The organism is Luteibacter sp. E-22, assembly GCF_049913125.1.
Classification (GTDB): domain Bacteria; phylum Pseudomonadota; class Gammaproteobacteria; order Xanthomonadales; family Rhodanobacteraceae; genus Luteibacter.
Window position 1 is genome coordinate 925,250 of the sequence record NZ_CP183975.1, and the last position, 20,528, is coordinate 945,777.

Genomic DNA, 20,528 nt, shown 5'->3' on the forward strand with positions numbered 1-20,528 from the left:
GATCGTACCTCGGCGACGGTGGGGAAGGCCCGGCTATGCGTCCGCAAGGTCTTCAATTTAGAGCCAAAATTTATTGACAGCGGAAATGTTCAGGAATAGCTTTTGCGTCAATTGACGGGGAACCGGAAATGGAAACAGGAAAATTCATCAGGCCGTACGTGGAGCATGGTTCGAAAGCGGGCTCGGTAAGAAAGATCACAGTATCGATTCCGCTGCACATCCTCCGCCTGCTTTCCGATGAACGTACTCGCCGCCAGGTGAACAATTTGAGGCACGCTACGAACAGCGACCTGCTGGTCGAAGCGTTCCTCCACGCTTTTACTGGGCAACCACTGCCAACTGATGAGGAGCTGAGAAGAACTATGGCCACTGCCAAGAAAGCCACTGCCAAGAAGTCCGCCGCCAAGAAGGCGTCGAAGAAGTCCACCGTGAAGAAGACCGCCGCGCGCAAGTCGCCGGCAAAGAAGGCCTCGACCCGTAAGGTCGCGACCAAGAAGGCCGCGACCCGCAAGTCGCCGGCGAAGAAGGCTGCTAAGAAGGTCGCCCGCAAGGCGCCCGCCAGGAAGGTCGCCGCCAAGAAGGCGGTGAAGAAGGCCGTTCGCAAGGCCCCCGCCAAGAAGACCGCGCGCAAGGCTGCACCGCGCAAGGCTGCTTCGAAGAAGGTTGCCGCCGCCAAGGTGGTCCGCGCGACCAAGGCCGCCAAGGCCAAGTAAGCGTCACCTTCCAATAAGAAAGTACGTTTTGCGAATTAGCTCCCCGCGGTGCCCAGCGCGGGGAGTCACTTCGAAAACTTGACCCCGGCCTGGCCGGGGTCGTTCGTTTCCGGGGCACGGTTTTGCCGGACCGGGAAAAGCTCCTAGGTCGCCTAACTGGATTCACGCGCCCATTACGGTTACCTTGTCGCCACATCGCGCTGCGGAGGACGGGGGGTCCTCCGCGTCAAGCCATCAGGGGGCGCGCGCCTTGCGGAGTCCGTTCTGTAACGCCATGGATAACCGTCATCGCTTTTCCGCGCGCTCGCGAGCCCGCGGCGCCGTCAATCCCGTCACCCTTGCCGTCATCGCCATCGTGCTGGTGCTCGCGGTCGCGGCCTGGTTCCTGATCGTCAAGCCTTACCGCGATGCGGCCGCGGGCGTGTCGCCCGTACCCACCACCTCGCAAAAGGCGGCCGCCACCCGCGAGACGCCCCCGGCGAACGTGGACGCGCTCAGCGTCGACCAGCTGCTGGCCGAGGCGCGCACCGCGATGAACGAGCAGCGGCTCGTCGCTCCGGCAGGCAACAACGCCTTCGAGTTCTATATGAAGGTGCTGCAGAAGCAGCCGGGGAATCCGGTGGCCGCGGATGCGCTGCGGGAGACGTTCTCCTACGGCGCCGCCGCCACGGAGCAGACGATCAACCAGCGTGACTTCAACGAAGCACAACGGGAAATCGATCTCCTGGCCAAGGCCGATCCCGAGAACTACACGTTGACGATCCTTCGCTCCAAGCTCGACGCCCAGCGCAAGACGCTGGACCGCGAACAGCAACAGGCGGTGGATGCGCAGAAAGCCCAGCTTGCCCAGCAGAATGCCGCCGCGGCCGCGAAGGCCCAGGCGGAGCAGGCGGCCGCCGCGGAAGCACTGCGCCAGCAGGCGGCTCGCGAGCAGGCGGCACGCGTGGCCCAGCAACCGCAGGCGGCGAGCCCCACGGCTGCCACACGTCCGGCCGCCGCGGCGCCTCGCGCACCCGCCGCGGACGCCGACGCCATCAGCGACGCCGTCCTCATTCGCCAGGTCAGCCCGCGCTATCCCACCGCCGCCATGCGAGCGAACCAGGAAGGCTGGGTGGACGTCGAGTTGACGGTGGGCACCGACGGCACCGTGACCAATGTCGCCGTGGTCGACGCTCAGCCCAAGCACGTCTTCGACCGCTCGGCGGTCGATGCCGTCAGCCGCTGGGAGTACAAGCCGGCCACGCGCAACGGCGAACCGATGACCGTGACGCTACGGCGGCGGTTGCAGTTCAACCTCGGCAGGTAAGCGACAGGTTCAGCCACGGCCGGCGCCGCGGCTGGATCAATCGGGTTTCTTCTTCCTGGCCGGCGTTTTCGTCGCGCTCTTCTTGGCCGGGGTCTTGACTGCGGCCTTGGCGCGCGATTTCGCTGGCGCCTTCGCGGCTTTCGCTACCGGCGCGGTGCGCGCGGAACCCTCCACGCCCGCCCAATCCACATGCGGCAGACCGAGCAGGCTGTCGAACACCATCGGCATGAGGCCGGCGGGGATCGGCCCCGCGGCGTTCCACATCGTCACCACGCCGGCGTGGTACTTGGGGAAGAAGCCGATCATGGTGCGGTAACCCGACACGGCGCCCGCGTGGTAGATGAGGTCTTCGTTGGCGTACTTGAACACGCGCCAGCCGAGCGCGTAGTGCGCGTCGGTCACGCGCGCGCGGCGCCAGGGCAGCGAGCGTTCCTCGGAAGGCGTCGCCACTTCCGGTGCGTGCAGCACGTCGAGCAGGGGCGTGGGCAGCACGTCGGGACGCCCGCCCATCTGTGCCATCAGCCATTGCTCCATGTCGCGCAGGCTCGCATTCACGCCCGCCGCCGGGGCGACGCGGTAGTAGCTGTCGTTGGGCTCGTAGGGAATCCAGTTGTGCGGTCCACCGCGATGGGGACGGGCCCAGCTCTTGCTCGCCTCGAGCGCGTCGCGACCGTAGCTGGCGGTGGTCATGCCCAGCGGCGCGAAGATGCGGCGCTCCACCTGGCGGAAGAAATAATCGCCCGTGACCGCGTAGACGACGTCGCCGATCATGCTGAAGGCGACGTTCTGGTACCCGTAGCATTCGCCGACCTTGCAGGAGAGGTCGACCTCGTCGAGCTTGCGCACGAGCTCCTCGTACGGCGCGTCGGATTCGAGCATGGCGTCGTAGGTGTTGCGTGGCAGGCCCAGCCGCTGGCCGAGGATGTCCCTGACGGTGGCCTGCTGGGCCGCCTGCATGTCCTTGAGCTTGAAGTAGGGGATGGTGTCGATGAGCTTGGTATCCCAGCTCAGGAACCCGGCGCGGACCAGCACGGCGGTGACGCCGGTGGCGAAGGCCTTCGACAGGGAGGCCAGGCGGAAAACCGTTTCCGGCGTGGCGGGTTCCTTGGTCTTCGCGTTCGCGTAGCCGATGGCGCGTTCATACACGACCTTGTCGTCGACGATCACGGCGGTGACGATGGCCGGGGCGGCATCGCGAGCCTCGGCGGCATCCAGCCACTGCTTGTAGCTTTCGATGGTTGCCTTGACCCGTTCCGCTGGCAGCCGGGAGGCTTCGGGGTCCACATGGACGACGGGCGGCTTCGGCGGCGGCGCGGCGAGCGCGAAGGGAGCGGCAACGGCGCAGGCGAAAGCGCAGGCGAGCAGGGAAGCGGAACGGAACGACATGCTTTTCTCGCGGGGTCGAGGCGTGGGGGCACGCCGCGGAGTGGGGACGCCGGGAGGGGTCCGGACGTCGTTCCCGGCATTGTCTTTTACTTCCTCGTCCGCGACAACGGATGGTGCCTTGACGACGCTGAACGGCGCGCCCTGCCATGCTAGTCTTCACCGACTCCACCGGACACGCCGGCCATCGTGAACGCACCTTCGCATGCCGTCCGGAGCAAGGGGACCACCCTGGCGCTCTCGGTCATCGCCTTCTTCCTGGTGCTGACTTCCTATTACGTCCTGCGACCCGTGCGCGATCAGCTCGTCGGCGCCGCCGGCTCGTCGTCGCTGCCGATGTTCTACGCGATCGTGTTCGTGGTCATGCTGGCCCTGACACCCGTGTTCGGCTGGCTCGTCGCCCGATTTCCCCGCAGGCAGGTGCTGCTGGGCAGCTACCTTTCCTTCATCGTCTGCCTGGTCGCTTTCGTCCCGGCCTTCGCCGCCCAGGACCGGATCGGCGCGGTGGCGCTTGGCCGGGTGTTCTTCGTCTGGGTGAGCGTCTTCAACCTGTTCGTGGTCTCGCTCTTCTGGAGCGTGATGGCGGACGTGTACCGGAGCGTGCAGGCGCGCCTGGTCTTCCCGTTCATCGCGTTCGGTGGGATGGCCGGCGCGCTGGTCGGACCGTTGCTCACGCGATCGCTGGTGGTTCGCCTGGGCGTGCCATCGATGCTCGTCGTGTCCGCCGTTACCTTGCTGTTGGCCCTGGGGGCGCTCCTGCTGCTGCCCACGGACGAGGAAGGTAACGACCGTAGCGGTGGCGCCCCCCTTGGCGGGTCGATCCTCCAGGGTGCCAAGGCGGCGTTCTCACAGCCTTTCCTGCGCTACATGACCCTGCTGATGCTGTTGAGCGACGGCATCGCCACGCTGGCCTACGCGTTGATGGCCGACTATACGAAGGCCCACTTCGCGGACAACGCGGCGCGCACGGCGTTCTATGCCGACCTCGACCTGTGGATCAACGGATTCGGCGCGCTGTTGCAACTCTCGCTCACGCCGCTGCTGCTGCGCGGCTTCGGTCCCCTCTGGGCACTGGTGCTGCCCTCGGTGGTGAACCTGGGACTGCTCCTGCTGCTGACCCTGCATGGTCCGTCCGACGTCGCACTGTTCGGTATCGCCGTGCCGTTGATCGTGATCGTGCAGGTGGTCACGCGCGGGATGACCTACGGCATGACCAAGCCCGCCGTGGATGCGCTCTACACGCGCATGCCGCGCGAGGCGCGCTACAAAGGCAAGAACTTCATCGAGACGGCGGTCTGGCGCTTGGGCGACCTGGTCGTCACGAGCGGTCTCACCGGTCTTCACGCCGTGGGCGTGGGCATCGCGGGTATCGGCCTGATCGGCGCGGGACTGGCGGCCGTCGCCACCGAGGTGGCCCGGCGTGCCGCGACCTCGCCGGACCTCGAACCGGAGTCGAAGGACGGCGCCTAGCCGACGATGTAGCTTTCGAGCTGGTTGATCGTTTCCTTCTGCTCGGAGATCGTGGCTTTCACCAGGTCGCCGATGGAGACCATGCCCACCACACGTCCGCCTTCGAGGACGGGCAGGTGGCGCAGGCGGCCGTCGGTGCACAGGCGCATGCACTCGTCGACGGAAGCGTCCGGCCCGACCGTCACCACGCTGGCCGTCATGATGTCGGCCACGGGCGTGTCGCGCGAGGAACGGTCCTTGAGGATCACCTTGCGCGCATAGTCGCGCTCGGAAACGATGCCGACCAGTTCGCTGCCCCGGATGACCGCCAGCGCGCCGACATTCTTCTCGGCCATCTGCTTGATCGCTTCATAGACGGGCGCCTCGGGTGCGACGGCGAAAACCGCCGTGCCCTTCGCTGCCAGGAGATGCTTGACCTGCTGCATGCTCGACTCCCCGGATGGACGCGGCGCGTGCCGCTCGGGCACCAGTCTACCGCCGTGGCGGGCCGGCCAGGGTAACGATCAGGTGAAGGGCGGACGGCCGCCCCGGCGCGATTCCACATAGTAGAGCGGCCGCCGCTTGGATTCGGAATAGGTGCGGCCGACGTATTCGCCGATGACGCCGAGCGCAAGCAACTGCGCGCCACCGAGGAACAGGATCACCACCATGAGCGTGGGGTAGCCGCGGACGGGGTCGCCCCAGATCAGGACCTTCAGCAACACCCAGAGGCCGTAGAGAAAGGCGAGCGTGGCGGCGGAGACGCCGAGCCACGTGGCGATGCGCAAGGGAGCGGTCGAGAACGAGGTGATGCCTTCGATCGCGAGGTTGGTCAGTCGCCAGTAATTCCACTTCGTGCTGCCGGCGTAGCGCGCGTCGCGGTGATAGGTGACGGCCGCCTGCCGGTAGCCGATCCAGGCGAACAGGCCCTTCATGAAACGCTGTCGCTCGCGGAGTCCACGCAGGGCCTCCACGGCGCGCCGCGACAACAGGCGGAAATCGCCGGTGTCCCGTGGCAGGGGTGTGTCGGAGACACGTTCCATCACACGGTAGAACGCGGCCGAGGTGAATTTCTTCGTGCGCGTTTCGCCATCGCGTTCGCCGCGGGTCGCATAGACGACGTCGTTGCCTTCGCGCCAGCGCGCGATGAGCGCGGGGATGACCTCGGGCGGGTCCTGCAGGTCCGCGTCGATGACGACCACGGCGTCGGCATCCACGTGGTCGAGACCGGCCGTCAAGGCGGCCTCCTTGCCGAAGTTGCGCGATAGCCGCATGGCTTCCACGCGTGGATCCCGGTCGGCCAGCGCACACAGGCGCGCCCATGTTTCGTCCTGGCTGCCGTCGTCGACGTAGACGATGTGCGCGCTCGCGTCGATGGCGTCCAGGACGGTGACCAGGCGGCTATGGAAGCTGTCGATCACCTGTGCTTCGTTATAGGCGGGAACGACGATGGCGAGGGAAAAGGACATGTGCGGTCTCAGCGGACACGGCCAGCGACGGGCGCCGGGCGAGTGAGGTAGGCGGGGCCGCCGAGCTGGCCCATTTGCTGGGCTATCCATGCCGTGCGCCGCTGCACGTACGCACTGGGTGCGTCGACGCGGAAGCGGCGCGGATTCGGCAAGACGGCGGCCAGTCGCGCGGCCTGGACGACGCCAAGGCGATCGGGCGTGGTGTGGAAGAACGTGTCGCTCGCCGCGCCGACGCCGTAGACGCCGTTACCGAGCTCGACGATGTTCATGTAGACCTCGAGGATGCGCCGCTTCGGCCATAACGCTTCGATCAGCACGGTGAAATAGGCCTCCATGCCCTTGCGCACGAAGCTGCGCCCATTCCAGAGGAACAGGTTCTTGGCCACTTGCTGGCTGATGGTGCTGGCGCCGCGCAGGCGCTTGCCTTCATCGGCGGCATCGATCGCGTCCTGGATCGCGTCCACGTCGAATCCGTGGTGGAAAGGGAACTTCTGGTCCTCGCCCGCGACCATCGCGATGCCGACCTGCGGCGAAATGCGATCCCAGGGAATCCAGCGATGGCGGTAGGTGAAATCCTTCTCTCCAACGATCAGCGCCTCCACGCGGCGCTCCATGATCATCGCGCTGGTCCATGGCGGCACGAAGCGCAGGACCAGCACCACCAGGCACGACAACGCCAGCCACGAGACGAGCAGCAGGCCCACGAGGCGGGCGATCCGGCGGAACGGTGAACGGGGCGTCGGACTCATGGCGGCGCGGTGACGAAGGATGGCGCAGTATAAGGGCCTGGACCTTCGGGCTTGCCAGCGCTCCGGCGAGTCCCCATCTTCCGTCGGATCACCAGGAGACCGCCGTGACCGATTCGATCGTCGAAACCCTTGCGTCCGAAGACGTGTTGCACCGCTTCATGCTCGAGAAGGCGGGCGTACGTGGCGTGCTGGTGCGCCTTGGCGCCAGCTGGCACGAGATCGCCTCGCGTGCCGACTATCCGGCCGCCTTGCGCGACACGTTGGGCCAGGCCGTGGCCGCCAGCGCGCTGCTCACGGGCAACATCAAGTTCGAGGGATCCCTTTCCCTGGAATTCAAGAGCCAGGGGCCGCTGCACCTGCTCTTTGCCGAATGCAGCGACAAGGGCCGCCTGCGCGGCCTCGCACGGTACGACACCAAGGCCTTGCCAGCGCGACTCGCGCTGGGTGGGCTGCCCGAGGCGATGCTCGCGATCACCATCGGCCATGCCGAGCGGGGCCGTTACCAGGGCGTCGTGGAGCTGGACGACACGGAGTCGATCGGCGAGGCCCTGGAAAACTACTTCGAACGCTCGGAGCAGCTTCCCGCGCGTATCCTGCTGGCCGCGAATGGCGAACATGCGGTCGGCCTGATGCTGCAGCCCGTGCCGGGAGAGGGCGGCCACAGCGCCGCCGAGGACGACGACGAGGCCTGGTCGCGCGTGGGTCATCTCACGGCCACCCTCAGTGCCAGTGAAATGCTCGCCACGCGGCCGGAAGAATTGTTGTATCGCCTCTACCACGAGGAATCGGTACGCCTCTACGAGCCCAAGCCGCTTGCCTTCGGCTGCACCTGCTCGCAAGAGCGCGTGGAAGGCATGCTGCGTGCGCTCGGGCGCGAGGAGGTCGAAGCCACGCTGGACGACCGCAACGGCGAGATCGAGGTGATCTGCGAGTTCTGCGCCACACGCTACACGTTCGACCGCGTGGATGCCGAGCGCCTGCTCACCCAGGTGGAGACGCCGCCCTCGCCCTCGACCCTGCAGTAAGCGGGTCAGGCGTCCAGCGACAGCGGTGAGCCCAGCCACTTGCTGGCGGGGGCGGGCTGGGCGAAGAGGAAGCCCTGGCCGAATCGGCAGCCGATCCGGCGCAGGGCGCGCATCTGGGATTCCGTCTCGATGCCTTCCGCGATCACTTGCATGCGAAGCGAATTGGCCAGGGCCTGGATCGCCCTGACCACCGCGGTACTGTGCGCTTCGCTGTCTTCGGCGGGCAGTTCGATGACGAACGAGCGATCGATCTTCAGCGTCTCGATCGGATACTGGTGCAGGTAGCTGAGTGACGAGTAGCCGGTACCGAAATCGTCCAGCGCGATGCCTACGCCGTGGTCGCGCAGGTTCTCGAGGATGCGCTTCACCTGGGCCGGGTTCTCCAGCAACGCGCGCTCGGTCACTTCCACGCGGATGGAACGGGCCGGCACCTTGTGCTCGATGAGCAGGTCGAGCAGGCGCTGGTCCAGGTCGGGCGAACGGAAATGGCTGCCCGACACATTGATGCTGATGAAGCCTTCGTCGCCCACCAGCGCACGGGCCTGGCGTGCCACCTGCTCGAAGATCTGCCAGTCGATCGCCTCGGAGCAGCCTGTGTCCTCGGCCACGGAGAGGAACTCGCCCGGCGACAGCAAGCCGCGTTCGGGGTGGCGCCAGCGCAGCAGCGCTTCGTAGCCGACCACGCGGTGGTCTTCCAGGTCGACGATCGGCTGGTAGAACGGCACGAACTCGTTGCGGGTGAGCGCCCGGCGCAGGTCGCCTTCCAGTTCCAGCAACGAAAGCGCTTCGCGGCGCAGACGGTCGTCGAACACCGCGGCACGGTGCCGCCCTTCGTCTTTTGCCCGGTACATGGCCGAATCGGCGTCGCGGAGCAGTTCCTCCGGCCGGGTGTATTCGGGCGTGGGCAAGGCGATGCCGATCGATGCCGACGTGAAGATCTCTTTCGCGCCGAGCCGGAACGGAGTCTGCAACTGGGCGATGATGCGCTCGGCGATATGTGTCGCGGACTGCGGATCGACGATGCCTTCCACGAGCACGGCGAACTCGTCGCCACCGAGGCGGGCTACGACATCCCGGGTCTTCAGGCAGGCGCGGATACGGCCGCCCACCTGGAAGAGGAGATCGTCGCCGACAAGGTGACCGACCGAATCGTTGATGACCTTGAAACGGTCGAGGTCGATGAAGAGCACCGCGAACAGCTCGGCGGGATTCTCGCGGTAATGGTTCAGCGCCTGCTCGAGCCGCTGCAACAACAACGTGCGGTTGGGCAGGCCGGTGAGCGAATCGTGCAGGGTCTCGTACTTGAGGCGGCGCTCGACGCGCTCGCGCTCGGCGATCTGTTCGCGCAGGTCGCGGTTGGCCAGGGCCAGTGCGCGCGTGCGCTCGGTCACCCTCCGCTCCAGGCTGGCGTAGGCCTGCTTCAGCGATTCGGTGGTGTACTTGCGCTGCAAGGCGTTGGCGATGTGGTAGCTGACGAAGGTCAGCAGTTCCTGGTCGCGGGCGCTATAGGTGTGTTCGGGCGTATAGCTCTGCACGGCCAGCACGCCCATCGACTTCTCGTTCCAGATCAGGGGCACGCCCAGCCAGTGCAGCGAACGCGCGCCGCTGGGAGAGAGCACATGATCGCGGTTGAGCCGGTCGATCTCCTCGCGGTCGGCGAGCAGGGCCTTGCCGTTGCGCAGCACGAATTCGGTCAGCCCGCGGCCCAGCTCGCGCGGTTCGCGCACGCCGTCCAGTTCGTCGACCGAGTAGGGAAAGGTCAGCTTGTTCTGGTCTTCCGAGAGCAAGGCGATGTAGAAGTTGCGCGCATACAGCAGGCCGCCGATGACCCTGTGCACTGCGGCGTAGAAGTTCTCGATGCTGTCGGAGGTATTGGCCAGTTCCGCGATGCGGAACAGCGCCGCTTGCAGGCGTTCGCCACGCTGGCGTTGCAGGACCTGCTGGCGCAGCACGCGGTTGGCTTCGCGCAGCGCCGCCGTTCGCGTGGTGACGCGGCGCTCCAGTTCCTCGTGGGCCTGCCGGCGTTCGAGTGCCGTCTGCACATGCTGCGCCACGTAGGTGAGCAGTTCGCGGTCGTTTTCCGTGTAGTGCGTGTCGTCGCGGTAGCTCTGCACGACCAGGGCGCCAACGACGTCTTCGCCGCGTTTCATCGGCACGCCCAGCCAGTCGTCGCTGGGCGGCCCGATGGGAACACGCGGACCGGGCAGGTTCTTCTCCAGTTCGCTGCTGGCACCCATCATCGAACGGCCGCTCTGCAACACGTTCCAGGTGAGGGTGTTCTCGATGGCCTCGATGGTGCGGACGCCTTCGGGATCGGGAATGTCCTGGTCTTCCGTATCGACGAAGTAGGGGAAACGCACCGTGCGGTTCTGTGCGTCGTAAAGGACGATGAAGAAGTTCTCGGCATACATGAGGCTGCCCACGATGCCGTGCAGCGCACTCATCATGTCCTTCATGTTGTGCTCGGCGCCGGCCTGCTCGGCGATCGCGTACAGCGCACGCTGGAGCCGCTCGGCGAGGGCGAGGCGCGAGATCGCCTCGTAGAGGTTGGCCGTTTCGGCGAGTTGGCGCAGGCGCGCCGAAGCGAGCCTGCCCAGCCAGGCGAGCATGTCGCCCCCGGCGGACAGGTCGGCGTCACTGGTCACGACCTCGAGGATCCGCTCGCTCTGTGGATCGACGGCCAGTTCGAGCACGCCGGGAACGGTCGCCTCGCCGCTCGCCACGGGTCGCCAGGCCACCTTCGCATCCGGCAGCAGGCATTGGACGAAGGCTTCGCACTCCGTGCGCACGCCTTCCGCGTCCGCGGCGCGCAACAACCTCTCCACGGCATCCTGCAACGGCTCTACCTCGCCGTGACCGGGCGCTTGCAGGGTCGGGCTGTGGGATGGAGCGAAAGTCATCGCCTGACGAGGTTCCGGTCGTGGTCGGGTCAGTCTATATGTGTTAACGCGGCCGTGCGATGGGCGTGAAAGCCAATCTCACAGGGCCTGCGCCTGGGCGCCCGAATCTCCCCTTGTCGTGGTAAACGGCAGCTAATCCGAATCCTGAAGAGGGCCTCCCCGGGGTGTTAGTAAAAAGTAAAATGGGTTAGACTTGGCTCGTTCCCGTCAGGCTGAGGCGGGACCTCGGGGAATCTCAGCCGCTGCCGATAAAGACCACGATGCGCAGATCCTTACTCACCATGCTTCTGTTCATGCCGCTCGCCGCGGCAGGACAGGTCGCGCCGGTGGGTTCGGACGCCACGGCGTCCCAGCTGCTGGGCCAGCAACCGGCCTCGTCCGCCCGTCCGGACCAGGGCAGCCTGTCGTTGTGGCGTGCCCCGGATGGCCGCACGCTCTCCCTCCAGTCCGACGATCGCGCCGATCAGGCCAGGCCGTTGGCCTTGCGGCCGGTGGATTCGGGCCCCTTCCTTTCCAGCGGGCTGCAGTACGACCTGGGGCCCCGCGTCCAGGCCCATGCCAGCGTCAGTGGCCAGGGTTGGATCAACTCGGTGGAATCCTGCAGTGCCTCGGCGGGAAACAGCGACCGCTGCAGCACCCCCGGTGCGCCTCCGCGTATCGTCGGCAGCGAAGTGGGTGCCACCTTCCGCGGTACGGGTTACAGCGTGGGCGTCGGAGTCGGGTCCAGCCGTCCGACCGGCACGGGCGCGGCCTTGCCTCGCGTGGTGCCTGGCCTCGCCACCGCTTCGGGATTGCCGCTCAGCGCGCTTTCCTCCAGCACCGAACTGAATGCCCATGGCCGTGTCGACCTGGGCGCGCGCAGTGGCATCGACCTCGGCGCGAGCATCGGCCGGATTCGCTTGCTGCCGGGCAATCTTCTCGGCATCGGCACGGTGGACCAGAAGGCGCTCAGTTTCGGCGTCGACCGCGGTCCCTTGTCGGGTTCGATCACCGGACGCACGATGCAGCCGGAAGCCAACGCCGTGAATGGCATCAATCCTGACCGCCGCTGGAGCGCGATCGATCTCGGCGTGACCTGGCGCCTGCCCTGGCGTGGTGAGTTGTCCGTCGGTGCGCAGAACGTGTGGTCGTCGGGGAACGCACCGAGCGGTCCCGTGGGTCCGGAGCCGGACCAGTCGCGTACGCCCTACGTGCAGTACCACCAGGATCTCTGAGGCCCGAATCGCCGGCCCCTGGAAGTGGGTTTTTTGCGCGGGTTCATCTGACGTGGCGGGCTCGGACGGTCGGGCGAAGGATCAAAAAGAAGCCGCCCTGGAGGCGGCTTCGTCGTGCTCAGCGTCCCGCACCGCGGACGCGGACGTCGCCACTGAACGATTCGACGTGGATGAAGGCGTCGCCACCGCCAATGGTGGTCTTCAGTTCCTTGCCCGGGCCATCGTCGCCACGCGAGGGGTTACCCCAGTCGCTGCGCAGGTCACCGCTGAAGGTGGAGGCCTCGAGCCGCGCCGACGCGTCGGCGGGCAACTGGAGTTGCACGTCGCCGCTCATGGAATCGACATCGAGCTTGCCGCCGCGCGCCGGCGCCCCGTTGACCTGGGTGTCGCCGGACACCGTGCTGAAGCTGGCTTCCTTCCAGGGGCCGCCACCAATGGTCATGCGGCCCGAGACCGTCTGGGCTTCGATCTTCTCGCCGACGCTCGGTGCCGTGATGTCGCCGGACACGGTTTGCAACTCTGCTTCCCCCGCATGGCCAGCGAGGTCGATCGTGCCACTCACCGTTTGCATGCTGACGCGAGGCGAGCGCAGGTTGGCCCGGATGCGTCCGCTGACCGATTCGACGTCGATCTTGCCGCCATCCAGGCCATCGATGCTGACCGGCGCACTGACCACGTTGATATGGACTTCCACCGCCCTGGGCACGCGCACATTGAGGGTGGTCGGCTGCATGCGCGAGTCGTTGCCCCAACTGAACCAGTTGCCTTTCTTCTCGTCGCCTTCGACGCGAATCTCCACATTGCGGTCATCGCCTTCCAGTTCGAGCGGGCGGGCGCCATCGCCGAGGCTGCCGGAGACCTGCACCTGGTTCTTGTCCCAGGCGGTGACGGTGACTTCGCCCTTGACGTTTTCGATGTTGATCTTCGCGTTGGGGCGGATGTCTTTCGACAGGTTGATCGGCGTCGAGGCAAAGGCCTCGCCGATCGAAAGCGCCAGCAGCAGGGGGGTGAGATAGAGCGTTTTCATGGGTAGTGTCCTGGCTGTTCGCGTTTAGCCGGCTTGCTTTTCGAGGTTGCGCAGACGGTCGCGCTGGCGTTCGGTGCGCAGCAGCAGGCGCTGCAACGCGGCTGAATCGGGGGAATCCTGCATGGCCTGCGTGAGCTCCATGCGTGCGGCGTCGAGTTCAACCGCCGCGCCGGAAAGACGCGGATCGGAAGGCTTCCACGACTGCCCCACCGCTATGCCCGCCTGGTCGGTGGGCGAGACCAGGTGCAGGCCCAGGCCGCCACCCAGGATGGCGACTCCGGCGATGGCCGCTGCCATCAGCCAGGGGCGCGCACGGCGGTGTCGTACCGCGGAAGCACCCGAGGCCTCGTCGAGACGGGCTTCGATGCCGGCCCACAGGTCGCGATGGGGCACGACCGGGCGGTTGAGGGAGCGCATCTGGCGCAGGTAGTCGAGTTCGTTCATGGTTTATCTCCCAGCGCACGGCGGAGCAGTCCGCGCGCACGGTGCAACTGCGCTTTCGAGGAGCCCACCGCCATCGAAAGCTCGACGGCGATCTCCTCGTGTTTCCAACCTTCCACGTCGTGCAGCACGAGGACGGCACGGGCCCTCGGCGGCAAGCACGCGATGGCCTTTTCCAGCTCGCCGCGCTCGAACGCGCGGACGGGATTGTCGATGTCGGTGATCTCCGGCAGGTGCTCGTCGTCGACGATGCTGACCGGGTCGGCGTTGCGGGCACGTATGGACATCAACGCCACGTTGACGGCCAGCCGGTACACCCAGGTGCCGAACGCACTCTCGAAACGGAAGCCGTCGAGCTTCTGCCAGGCGCGGATGAAGGCTTCCTGGGTCAGGTCCTCCGCACGCGCATGATCGAAGCCCGCCAACCGCAGCACCGCACCGTACACGCGGTCGGCGTGGCGCCGGTAAAGGGCTTCGAAGGCCTTGCGGTCGCCGGCCACGGCCGCGCGCACGGTGTCGTCGTCCGACGAGGCGGCGGGCAGCTCAGGCTGCATGAAGGACGTGGCGGCGATGCATAGGGCGTTCATCTTGCCAGCTTGGATGCGGGCAAGGGGGAAACGGTTTAACGAGGAGCGGCGGTCCGCCCAAGGAGGAAAGGCAGGCCCGGCCTTTGTGGGAGCCGCTTCAGCGGCGATACGGCCCGCCCCGAGACCGGGGCGGGCCGCAAGATCGGCAAGTCAGGCCACGTGCGCCGTGCGCTTCCCCGCGTAAGCGGCGTCGAGTGCCTTGCTGACGCGTTCGCGCTCGGCCTTCAGCCGCTCCGGCATGCGTTCGCCGAAGCCATCCAGGTACAGGCCGATGGCGCGCAGTTCTTCCTGCCAGCCCTCGACATCGACGCGGAGCAATTCCTCCAGCGTGCCCGGCGTCAGGGACAGTCCGTCGGTATGGAGTTCACCCTTGGCAGGCACGGTGCCGATCGGGGTGTCCACGCCTTTGGCCAACCCCTCCACGCGCTGGATCATCCAGTCGAGCACCCGCAGGTTCTCGCCGTAGCCCGGCCACATAAAGCGGCCGTCGGCGTCCTTGCGGAACCAGTTCACGTGGAAGATGCGCGGCAGCTTCGCGCCCGGCTTGTCGAACGACAGCCAATGGGCGAAATAGTCGGCGAAGTTGTAGCCGCAGAAAGGCTTCATCGCCATGGAATCGCGGCGGAGCACGCCGACGGCCCCCGTCGCGGCGGCGGTGGTTTCCGAACCCATGGCCGCACCGACGAGCACGCCGTGCGCCCAGTCCTTCGCTTCGAACACCAGGGGCACCAACGACGGACGGCGGCCACCGAAGACGATCGCGGAGATAGGCACGCCAGCGGCATCTTCCGATTCCGGCGCCCAGCTCGGGCATTGCTTCGCGCTCACGGTGAAGCGCGAATTCGGATGCGCGGCGGGACCGTTGCCCGTGTCGTACGGACGACCCTGCCAGTCCGTTACCGGCTCACCTTCGCCGAGGCCTTCCCACCAGGGACGGTTGTCGGCGGTCAACGCCACATTGGTGAAGATCGCATCGTGGCCGAGCGTTTCCAGCGCGGTGGGATTGGTGCTCGCGCTGGTACCGGGGGCCACGCCGAAATAACCGGCTTCAGGATTGATCGCCCACAGGCGTCCATCCTTTCCTGGGGTCATCCAGCAGATGTCGTCGCCGACGGTCCAGACTTTCCAGCCCGCCTTGCGGTAGCCCTCGGTGGGGATGAGCATGGCGAGATTGGTCTTGCCGCATGCCGAAGGGAAGGCGGCGGCGATGTAATGCTTTTCGCCCTTGGGATTCTCGACGCCGACGATGAGCATGTGCTCGGCGAGCCATCCTTCGCGACGCGCCTGGTAGCTCGCGATGCGCAGCGCGTGGCATTTCTTGCCGAGCAGCGCATTGCCGCCGTAGCCCGAGCCGATCGACTTGATCGAGAGCTCCTCGGGGAAATGCATGATGAAACGGCGTTCCGGGTCGAGGTCGCCCGTGGAGTGCAAGCCTTTCACGAACTGGCCTTCGCGCTCGATGCGGGCGAGCGCAGGCGCGCCCATGCGCGTCATGATCCGCATGTTGGCGACGACGTAGGGGCTGTCGGTGATCTCGACGCCGCAGCGCGCGAGCGGCGAATCGATCGGACCCATGCAATACGGGATCACGTACATCGTGCGGCCACGCATGGCACCGGCGAACAGGGCATCGATCTTCGCGTGCGCGTCGGCGGGTGCCATCCAGTGATTGTTCGGGCCGGCGTCGCTCTCTTCCGGCGTGCACACGAATGTCAGGTGTTCCACGCGCGCGACATCCGAAGGGTGCGAGCGATGCAGGTAGCTGTGGGGATTGCTCTCCGCGTTGAGCGGAAGGAGGTCGCCACTGGCTAGCATCGTCTGGACGAGGTCGGCGTACTCCGCTTCCGAGCCGTCGCACCAGCGAACGGAGGCTGGCTCCGTCAACGCGGCGACTTCGTCGACCCATCGATTCAATGCTTCCAGTGAACTGCCGTGCGATCGCATCCTTGGTGGTCTCCAGTTAAACGCAAGCAGAGACAGTAGTTTGCGTGGCCTGGTATTGGCAAGGCACGGCGCAGCAAAAGCGCGCGTGCCATTCAGGATCAATCGGTGGACCGCGCCGGAGTGAGGGTGGCGATCATGTGTTCGACGTAGGCGTCGAACTCCTCGTGGCTGAGGCGGGGCAGGCCGAGGGTGAAGTTCAACTGCAGGAACCCGACGTACGCCGCATAGGTGAGGCGTGCGCGATGCAGGGCGACGACCGGCTCCAGGCCCGCTTCCTGGTAGAGCCGCGTGAGGAATTCCATGCGCCGCTGAGAGACGCGCGACATCACCGGCACCACCTGTGGATGGTCGAGTGCCTTGAGCAAGGCGGCATACACGCGATGCGGCTGCAATTCGTGCGCGACGCGGCGAAACAGTTCCGGGAAGCGCTTCAGCGGATCGGGGATACGTTCGATTTCCGCCAGCACCTCGCGTTCGCCATATTCCTCCCAGCGTTCGAGTGAGGCCTGGAGCAGCGCTTCGCGGGTGCGGAAGTGCCAGTAGAAGCTACCCTTGGTGACGCCGAGGCGCCGCGCCAGGGCCTCGACCGCGAGGGCGCCGACACCTTGCTCGGCGATGAGGGCTAGGGCGCCGTCTTCCCAATCTTCGGCGGAGAGGCGGACTCGTTCGTTCTTGGCACCGTCGTTCATCGACGCATGGTAGCGGAGACGCGGCGGTTTGCAATTGGGAGGCTCTTCATATGTTGCATAAGACCTTGACTTGTCAGCCGTTACATGACCGTACGCTGGCGTATTGACGCACCTCGTCGCGGGTTACATACTCAGCCGTATGGTAGCCATCCCGTCCCCTGTCCATTCGTCTCGCGCCAGCCTCGTTTCGTTCGACGGCATCGCGCTGGCCACCCAGCACTGGCGCGGCCAACGCTTGCCGTCGCTGCTGTTCGCGCACGGCTTCGGCCAGACCCGCCATGCGTGGAACGGCGCGGCGCGTGCGCTGGCCGCCCAGGGATTCGACGCCACCACGTTCGATGCGCGCGGCCATGGCGAGAGCGAACGCGTACCTCGTGGCGACTACCACATGGAGCAGTTCGTGGCCGACCTGCTCACGGTGGCGGCCAGCGCCCGGTCGGCGGATGGCCGCGCCCCGGTGCTGGTCGGCGCCTCCATGGGCGGCCTGCTCGGTTTGCTGGCAGCGGGTGAAGCGGAGGAGGGCAGGGAGCCCTTCTCGGCCCTGGTCCTGGTCGACATCACGCCACGGTGGGAAACCGCCGGCGTGGAACGTATCCTCGGTTTCATGCGTGCGCATCCGAATGGTTTCGTGGATTACGACGAGGCCGCCTCGGCGATCGAGGCGTACCTGCCGCACCGTCGCGAACGCAAGACGGAAGCGCAGCTGAAACCCTTGCTCCGTCAGGACGACGATGGGCGCCTGCGCTGGCATTGGGACCCCGCCCTCCTCGACGGTCCGATCCAGCAGAGTGAGCGCTACCAGCCGCGACTGTTCGCGGCCGCCGCACGGGTGAATGTCCCGGTGTTGCTGCTGTCCGGCGCACGCAGCGACGTGGTGTCCAGCCATACCGTCGACGAATTCCTCCGCCTCGTGCCGCATGCGCGCCACGTGGCCTTGCCCGACGCCACGCACATGGTGGCGGGCGACGCGAACGACGCGTTCACCCGCGAGATCGCGACGTTCCTGGAAACCCTTTGATCCAACCGCTCCACGAAACACGTAGCAACGACCCGACTGTGACGAGGTGATACCGATGTCTGCGATCCTAGTTGTGCTGGCGGCGCTCATCGCCTCCGGTGCCTGTGCCTACCACCGCACGTCCCTGAAGACGTGGGCCGTCGCGACGGCGGCGACGATCGTCGTCGTGGGCTTCCTCGCCGGCGCGCCGGCGACCACCATCGTGCTGCTCATCCTGCTCGCGGTCGTGGCGGTGCCACTGCTGATGGTCGACTTCCGTCGGAAGAAGATCAGCGCGCCGCTGCTGTCGATGTTCGCCAAGGTGACGCCGAAGCTCTCCGACACGGAGCAGACCGCGCTGGAGGCCGGCACGGTAGGTTTCGAGGGCGAGCTGTTCTCGGGCAAGCCGGACTGGTCGCAACTGCTTCGCCAGCCGAAGCCCGAGCTCTCGGTCGAAGAGCAGGCCTTCCTCGACGGTCCCGTCGAAGAACTCTGCGCCATGATCGACGACTGGCAGATCACCCACGAACTGGCCGACCTGCCGCCGAACGTCTGGGAGTTCATCAAGAAGAACAAGTTCTTCGGCATGATCATCCCGAAGAGCTACGGCGGCCTCGGCTTCTCGGCGCTGGCCCATTCGGCGGTGTTGCAGAAACTGTCCAGCATGTCGCAGACGCTGGCGTCCACCGTCGCCGTGCCGAACTCGCTCGGGCCGGGCGAACTACTGATGCACTACGGCAGCGACGAGCAGAAGAACCACTTCCTGCCGCGACTGGCGGACGGGCGTGAAATCCCCTGCTTCGCGTTGACGGGTCCGTACGCCGGCTCGGACGCCACGTCGATTCCCGATTTCGGCATCGTCACCAAGGGCATGTGGAACGGCGAGGAAACGGTCGGCATCCGCCTCACGTTCGACAAGCGCTACATCACGCTGGCCCCGGTCGCCACGATCGTCGGCCTGGCGTTCCGCATGTACGACCCGGACAAGCTGCTCGGCGACAAGGAAGACCTGGGCATCACCCTGGCCCTGCTTCCGCGCGAGACGCCGGGAATGCAGATCGGTCGTCGGCACTTCCCGCTCAACACGCCGTTCCAGAACGGCCCGGTCCACGCCAAGGACATGTTCGTGCCGTTGTCCGTGCTGATCGGCGGTCCGCACATGGCTGGCCAGGGCTGGCGCATGCTGGTGGAATGCCTCTCGGTCGGCCGCGCGATCTCGCTGCCATCGAATGCCACCGGCGCGTCGCGCATGGCGGTGGCAGCCACGGGCGCCTACGCACGCATGCGCAAGCAGTTCGGGCTGGCCATCGGCCGCTTCGAGGGCGTGGAGGAAGCGCTGGCCCGCATCGGCGGCCTCACCTATGCCACCCAGGCGTTGTCGCGCGCCACGGCCGCGGCGGTCGATCGCGGTGAGAAGCCGGCGGTGCCTTCGGCCATCGCCAAGTACCACGCCACGGAATGGTGCCGCCAGATCGCGTCGGACGCGATGGACATCCATGGCGGCAAGGGCGTGATCCTGGGCCCCAAGAACTACATGGGGCGCGGCTGGCAGAGCGTGCCGATCGCCATCACGGTGGAGGGCGCGAACATCATGACGCGCAGCCTGATGATCTTCGGCCAGGGTGCGATCCGCTGCCATCCTTATGTGCTGAAGGAAATGCAGGCACTGAACATCGCCGACTATCGCGAGCGCCTCAGCACCTTCGACAAGGCGTTGTTCGGCCACATCGGCTTCGGCTTCTCCAACGCGGTGCGCAGCTTCGTCCTCGGCATCACCGCGGCGAAGATCGGTGACACCGCCGGCGATGCCTACACCCGCCGTTTCTACCGCAAGCTCAATCGCTACTCCGCGGCGCTGGCGCTCTGCGCGGACGTCTCGATGGGCGTTCTCGGCGGCAAGCTGAAGTTCAAGGAGAAGTTGTCGGCCCGCCTCGGCGACACACTCTCGTACCTGTACATCGCCAGCGCGATGCTCAAGCGTTACGAGGACACCGGCCGTCCCGAAGCGGACCGTCCGTTGCTGGCCTGGGCGTTCCATGAGTGCGTGTGGAAGATGCAGATGGCGCTGGACGGCGTGATCCGCAACTTCCCGGTCCGTCCGGTGGCCTGGCTGCTGCGTGCCCTCGTGTTTCCGTTCGGCCGTCGCGAAGTGCCGCCGTCGGACCGCCTGGGCCGTCGCGTCGCCGCGCTGATCACGGCGCCGAACGAAGCCCGCGACCGCCTCACCACGTGGAGCTATCTCACCCCGACGGCGAACAACACGGTGGGCCGCATGAATGCGATCCTGCCGGACGTCATCGCCGCGGAGCCGGTGGAGCGCAAGTTCCTCAAGGCGTTCAAGGGCGGCCAGCTGCGTTCGCACACGTACAACGAGCAACTGGCGGAAGCCGAGAAGCTCGGTGCCATCACGCCCGCCGAACGCGAGCTGCTGCAGCGTGTCCGCGACGGCGTCGCCGAATTCATCGCGGTGGACGACTTCGACAGCGAGGAACTGCGGGCGAACGTTGTGCGCAATGCCGAGGCCATGAAGCCGGTACGCGCCGCGTAATCGACAGCGTCGTTGGAAATGAAAAGGCCGCGAGCGATCGCGGCCTTTTTTTGCCTGGTGAGAGCCGAACCTTTTACCTGGTGGGAC

General features: G+C 66.4%; 17 protein-coding genes. 7 read left to right on the top strand and 10 right to left on the bottom strand.

From position 1 onward, the window contains the following. The first annotated feature begins 158 nt into the window (after nt 1–158). Both metJ and ACN9M2_RS04025 read left to right on the top strand, forming a co-directional pair. Complete coding sequence (metJ, locus tag ACN9M2_RS04020) at nt 159–713, top strand: met regulon transcriptional regulator MetJ (protein ID WP_426286889.1); 555 nt, start codon at nt 159–161, stop codon at nt 711–713. Between the two features lie 274 nt (nt 714–987). Next, nucleotides 988–2,019 carry an energy transducer TonB gene (locus ACN9M2_RS04025; RefSeq protein WP_426286891.1) on the top strand — a complete coding sequence of 344 codons (1,032 nt, stop codon included), beginning with the start codon at nt 988–990 and terminating at the stop codon, nt 2,017–2,019. Nucleotides 2,020–2,055: 36 nt separating this feature from the next. Here ACN9M2_RS04025 and ACN9M2_RS04030 read toward each other — a convergent pair whose 3' ends face one another. Next, a complete protein-coding gene (locus ACN9M2_RS04030) occupies nt 2,056–3,405 on the bottom strand; it encodes a serine hydrolase domain-containing protein (protein ID WP_426286892.1) in 1,350 nt (449 codons plus the stop codon). 186 nt (nt 3,406–3,591) lie between these two features. Between ACN9M2_RS04030 and ACN9M2_RS04035 the strand changes: the two genes are divergently transcribed. Further along, nucleotides 3,592–4,872 (top strand): NTP/NDP exchange transporter, encoded by a 1,281-nt coding sequence (locus tag ACN9M2_RS04035; RefSeq protein WP_426286893.1) that lies wholly within the window; start codon nt 3,592–3,594, stop codon nt 4,870–4,872. On the opposite strand, the gene ACN9M2_RS04040 is transcribed toward ACN9M2_RS04035, so the two are convergent. The 3 genes from ACN9M2_RS04040 to mtgA all read right to left on the bottom strand — a co-directional run bounded on the left by ACN9M2_RS04040 (nt 4,869) and on the right by mtgA (nt 7,069). Beyond that, nucleotides 4,869–5,297 carry a CBS domain-containing protein gene (locus tag ACN9M2_RS04040; protein ID WP_426286895.1) on the bottom strand — a complete coding sequence of 143 codons (429 nt, stop codon included), beginning with the start codon at nt 5,295–5,297 and terminating at the stop codon, nt 4,869–4,871. The two genes, ACN9M2_RS04035 and ACN9M2_RS04040, sit on opposite strands and share 4 nt — an antisense overlap. Nucleotides 5,298–5,375: 78 nt before the next feature. Continuing rightward, nucleotides 5,376–6,320: a glycosyltransferase family 2 protein gene (locus ACN9M2_RS04045; RefSeq protein ID WP_426286896.1), complete on the bottom strand. Its 945-nt coding sequence runs from the start codon at nt 6,318–6,320 to the stop codon at nt 5,376–5,378. Nucleotides 6,321–6,328: 8 nt separating this feature from the next. After that, complete coding sequence (mtgA, locus tag ACN9M2_RS04050; protein ID WP_426286897.1) at nt 6,329–7,069, bottom strand: monofunctional biosynthetic peptidoglycan transglycosylase; 741 nt, start codon at nt 7,067–7,069, stop codon at nt 6,329–6,331. A gap of 158 nt (nt 7,070–7,227) precedes the next feature. Here mtgA and ACN9M2_RS04055 point away from each other — a divergent pair, with 158 nt between their 5' ends. Further along, nucleotides 7,228–8,094, top strand: a complete 867-nt coding sequence (locus ACN9M2_RS04055; protein WP_426287857.1) for an Hsp33 family molecular chaperone HslO — start codon at nt 7,228–7,230, stop codon at nt 8,092–8,094. Nucleotides 8,095–8,099: 5 nt separating this feature from the next. On the opposite strand, the gene ACN9M2_RS04060 is transcribed toward ACN9M2_RS04055, so the two are convergent. After that, the gene (locus ACN9M2_RS04060; RefSeq protein ID WP_426286898.1) at nt 8,100–10,994 is read right to left on the bottom strand and encodes a bifunctional diguanylate cyclase/phosphodiesterase; all 2,895 of its coding nucleotides are present in this window, start codon (nt 10,992–10,994) and stop codon (nt 8,100–8,102) included. Nucleotides 10,995–11,254: 260 nt separating this feature from the next. Between ACN9M2_RS04060 and ACN9M2_RS04065 the strand changes: the two genes are divergently transcribed. Then, nucleotides 11,255–12,208, top strand: coding sequence for a hypothetical protein (locus ACN9M2_RS04065; RefSeq protein ID WP_426286899.1), 954 nt, complete (start codon nt 11,255–11,257; stop codon nt 12,206–12,208). Nucleotides 12,209–12,326: 118 nt separating this feature from the next. Here the strand turns inward: ACN9M2_RS04065 and ACN9M2_RS04070 are convergent, their stop codons facing one another. The 5 genes from ACN9M2_RS04070 to ACN9M2_RS04090 all read right to left on the bottom strand — a co-directional run bounded on the left by ACN9M2_RS04070 (nt 12,327) and on the right by ACN9M2_RS04090 (nt 16,896). Next, the gene (locus ACN9M2_RS04070) at nt 12,327–13,235 is read right to left on the bottom strand and encodes a DUF4097 family beta strand repeat-containing protein (protein ID WP_426286900.1); all 909 of its coding nucleotides are present in this window, start codon (nt 13,233–13,235) and stop codon (nt 12,327–12,329) included. A gap of 24 nt (nt 13,236–13,259) precedes the next feature. Further along, nucleotides 13,260–13,679 (bottom strand): hypothetical protein, encoded by a 420-nt coding sequence (locus ACN9M2_RS04075; RefSeq protein ID WP_426286901.1) that lies wholly within the window; start codon nt 13,677–13,679, stop codon nt 13,260–13,262. Next, nucleotides 13,676–14,263, bottom strand: coding sequence for an RNA polymerase sigma factor (locus ACN9M2_RS04080; RefSeq protein WP_426286902.1), 588 nt, complete (start codon nt 14,261–14,263; stop codon nt 13,676–13,678). Before ACN9M2_RS04080 ends, ACN9M2_RS04075 begins: the two co-directional genes overlap by 4 nt. Before the next feature lie 150 nt (nt 14,264–14,413). Further along, nucleotides 14,414–16,207: a phosphoenolpyruvate carboxykinase (GTP) gene (locus ACN9M2_RS04085; RefSeq protein ID WP_426286903.1), complete on the bottom strand. Its 1,794-nt coding sequence runs from the start codon at nt 16,205–16,207 to the stop codon at nt 14,414–14,416. A 98-nt stretch (nt 16,208–16,305) separates the two neighbouring features. Next, nucleotides 16,306–16,896, bottom strand: a complete 591-nt coding sequence (locus ACN9M2_RS04090; protein ID WP_306852103.1) for a TetR/AcrR family transcriptional regulator — start codon at nt 16,894–16,896, stop codon at nt 16,306–16,308. 139 nt (nt 16,897–17,035) lie between these two features. On the opposite strand from ACN9M2_RS04090, the gene ACN9M2_RS04095 reads away from it, so the two are divergent. Then, nucleotides 17,036–17,914 carry an alpha/beta hydrolase gene (locus ACN9M2_RS04095; RefSeq protein ID WP_426286904.1) on the top strand — a complete coding sequence of 293 codons (879 nt, stop codon included), beginning with the start codon at nt 17,036–17,038 and terminating at the stop codon, nt 17,912–17,914. Between the two features lie 55 nt (nt 17,915–17,969). Beyond that, the gene (locus ACN9M2_RS04100) at nt 17,970–20,441 is read left to right on the top strand and encodes an acyl-CoA dehydrogenase (protein ID WP_426286905.1); all 2,472 of its coding nucleotides are present in this window, start codon (nt 17,970–17,972) and stop codon (nt 20,439–20,441) included. The last annotated feature ends 87 nt before the right edge of the window (nt 20,442–20,528 follow it).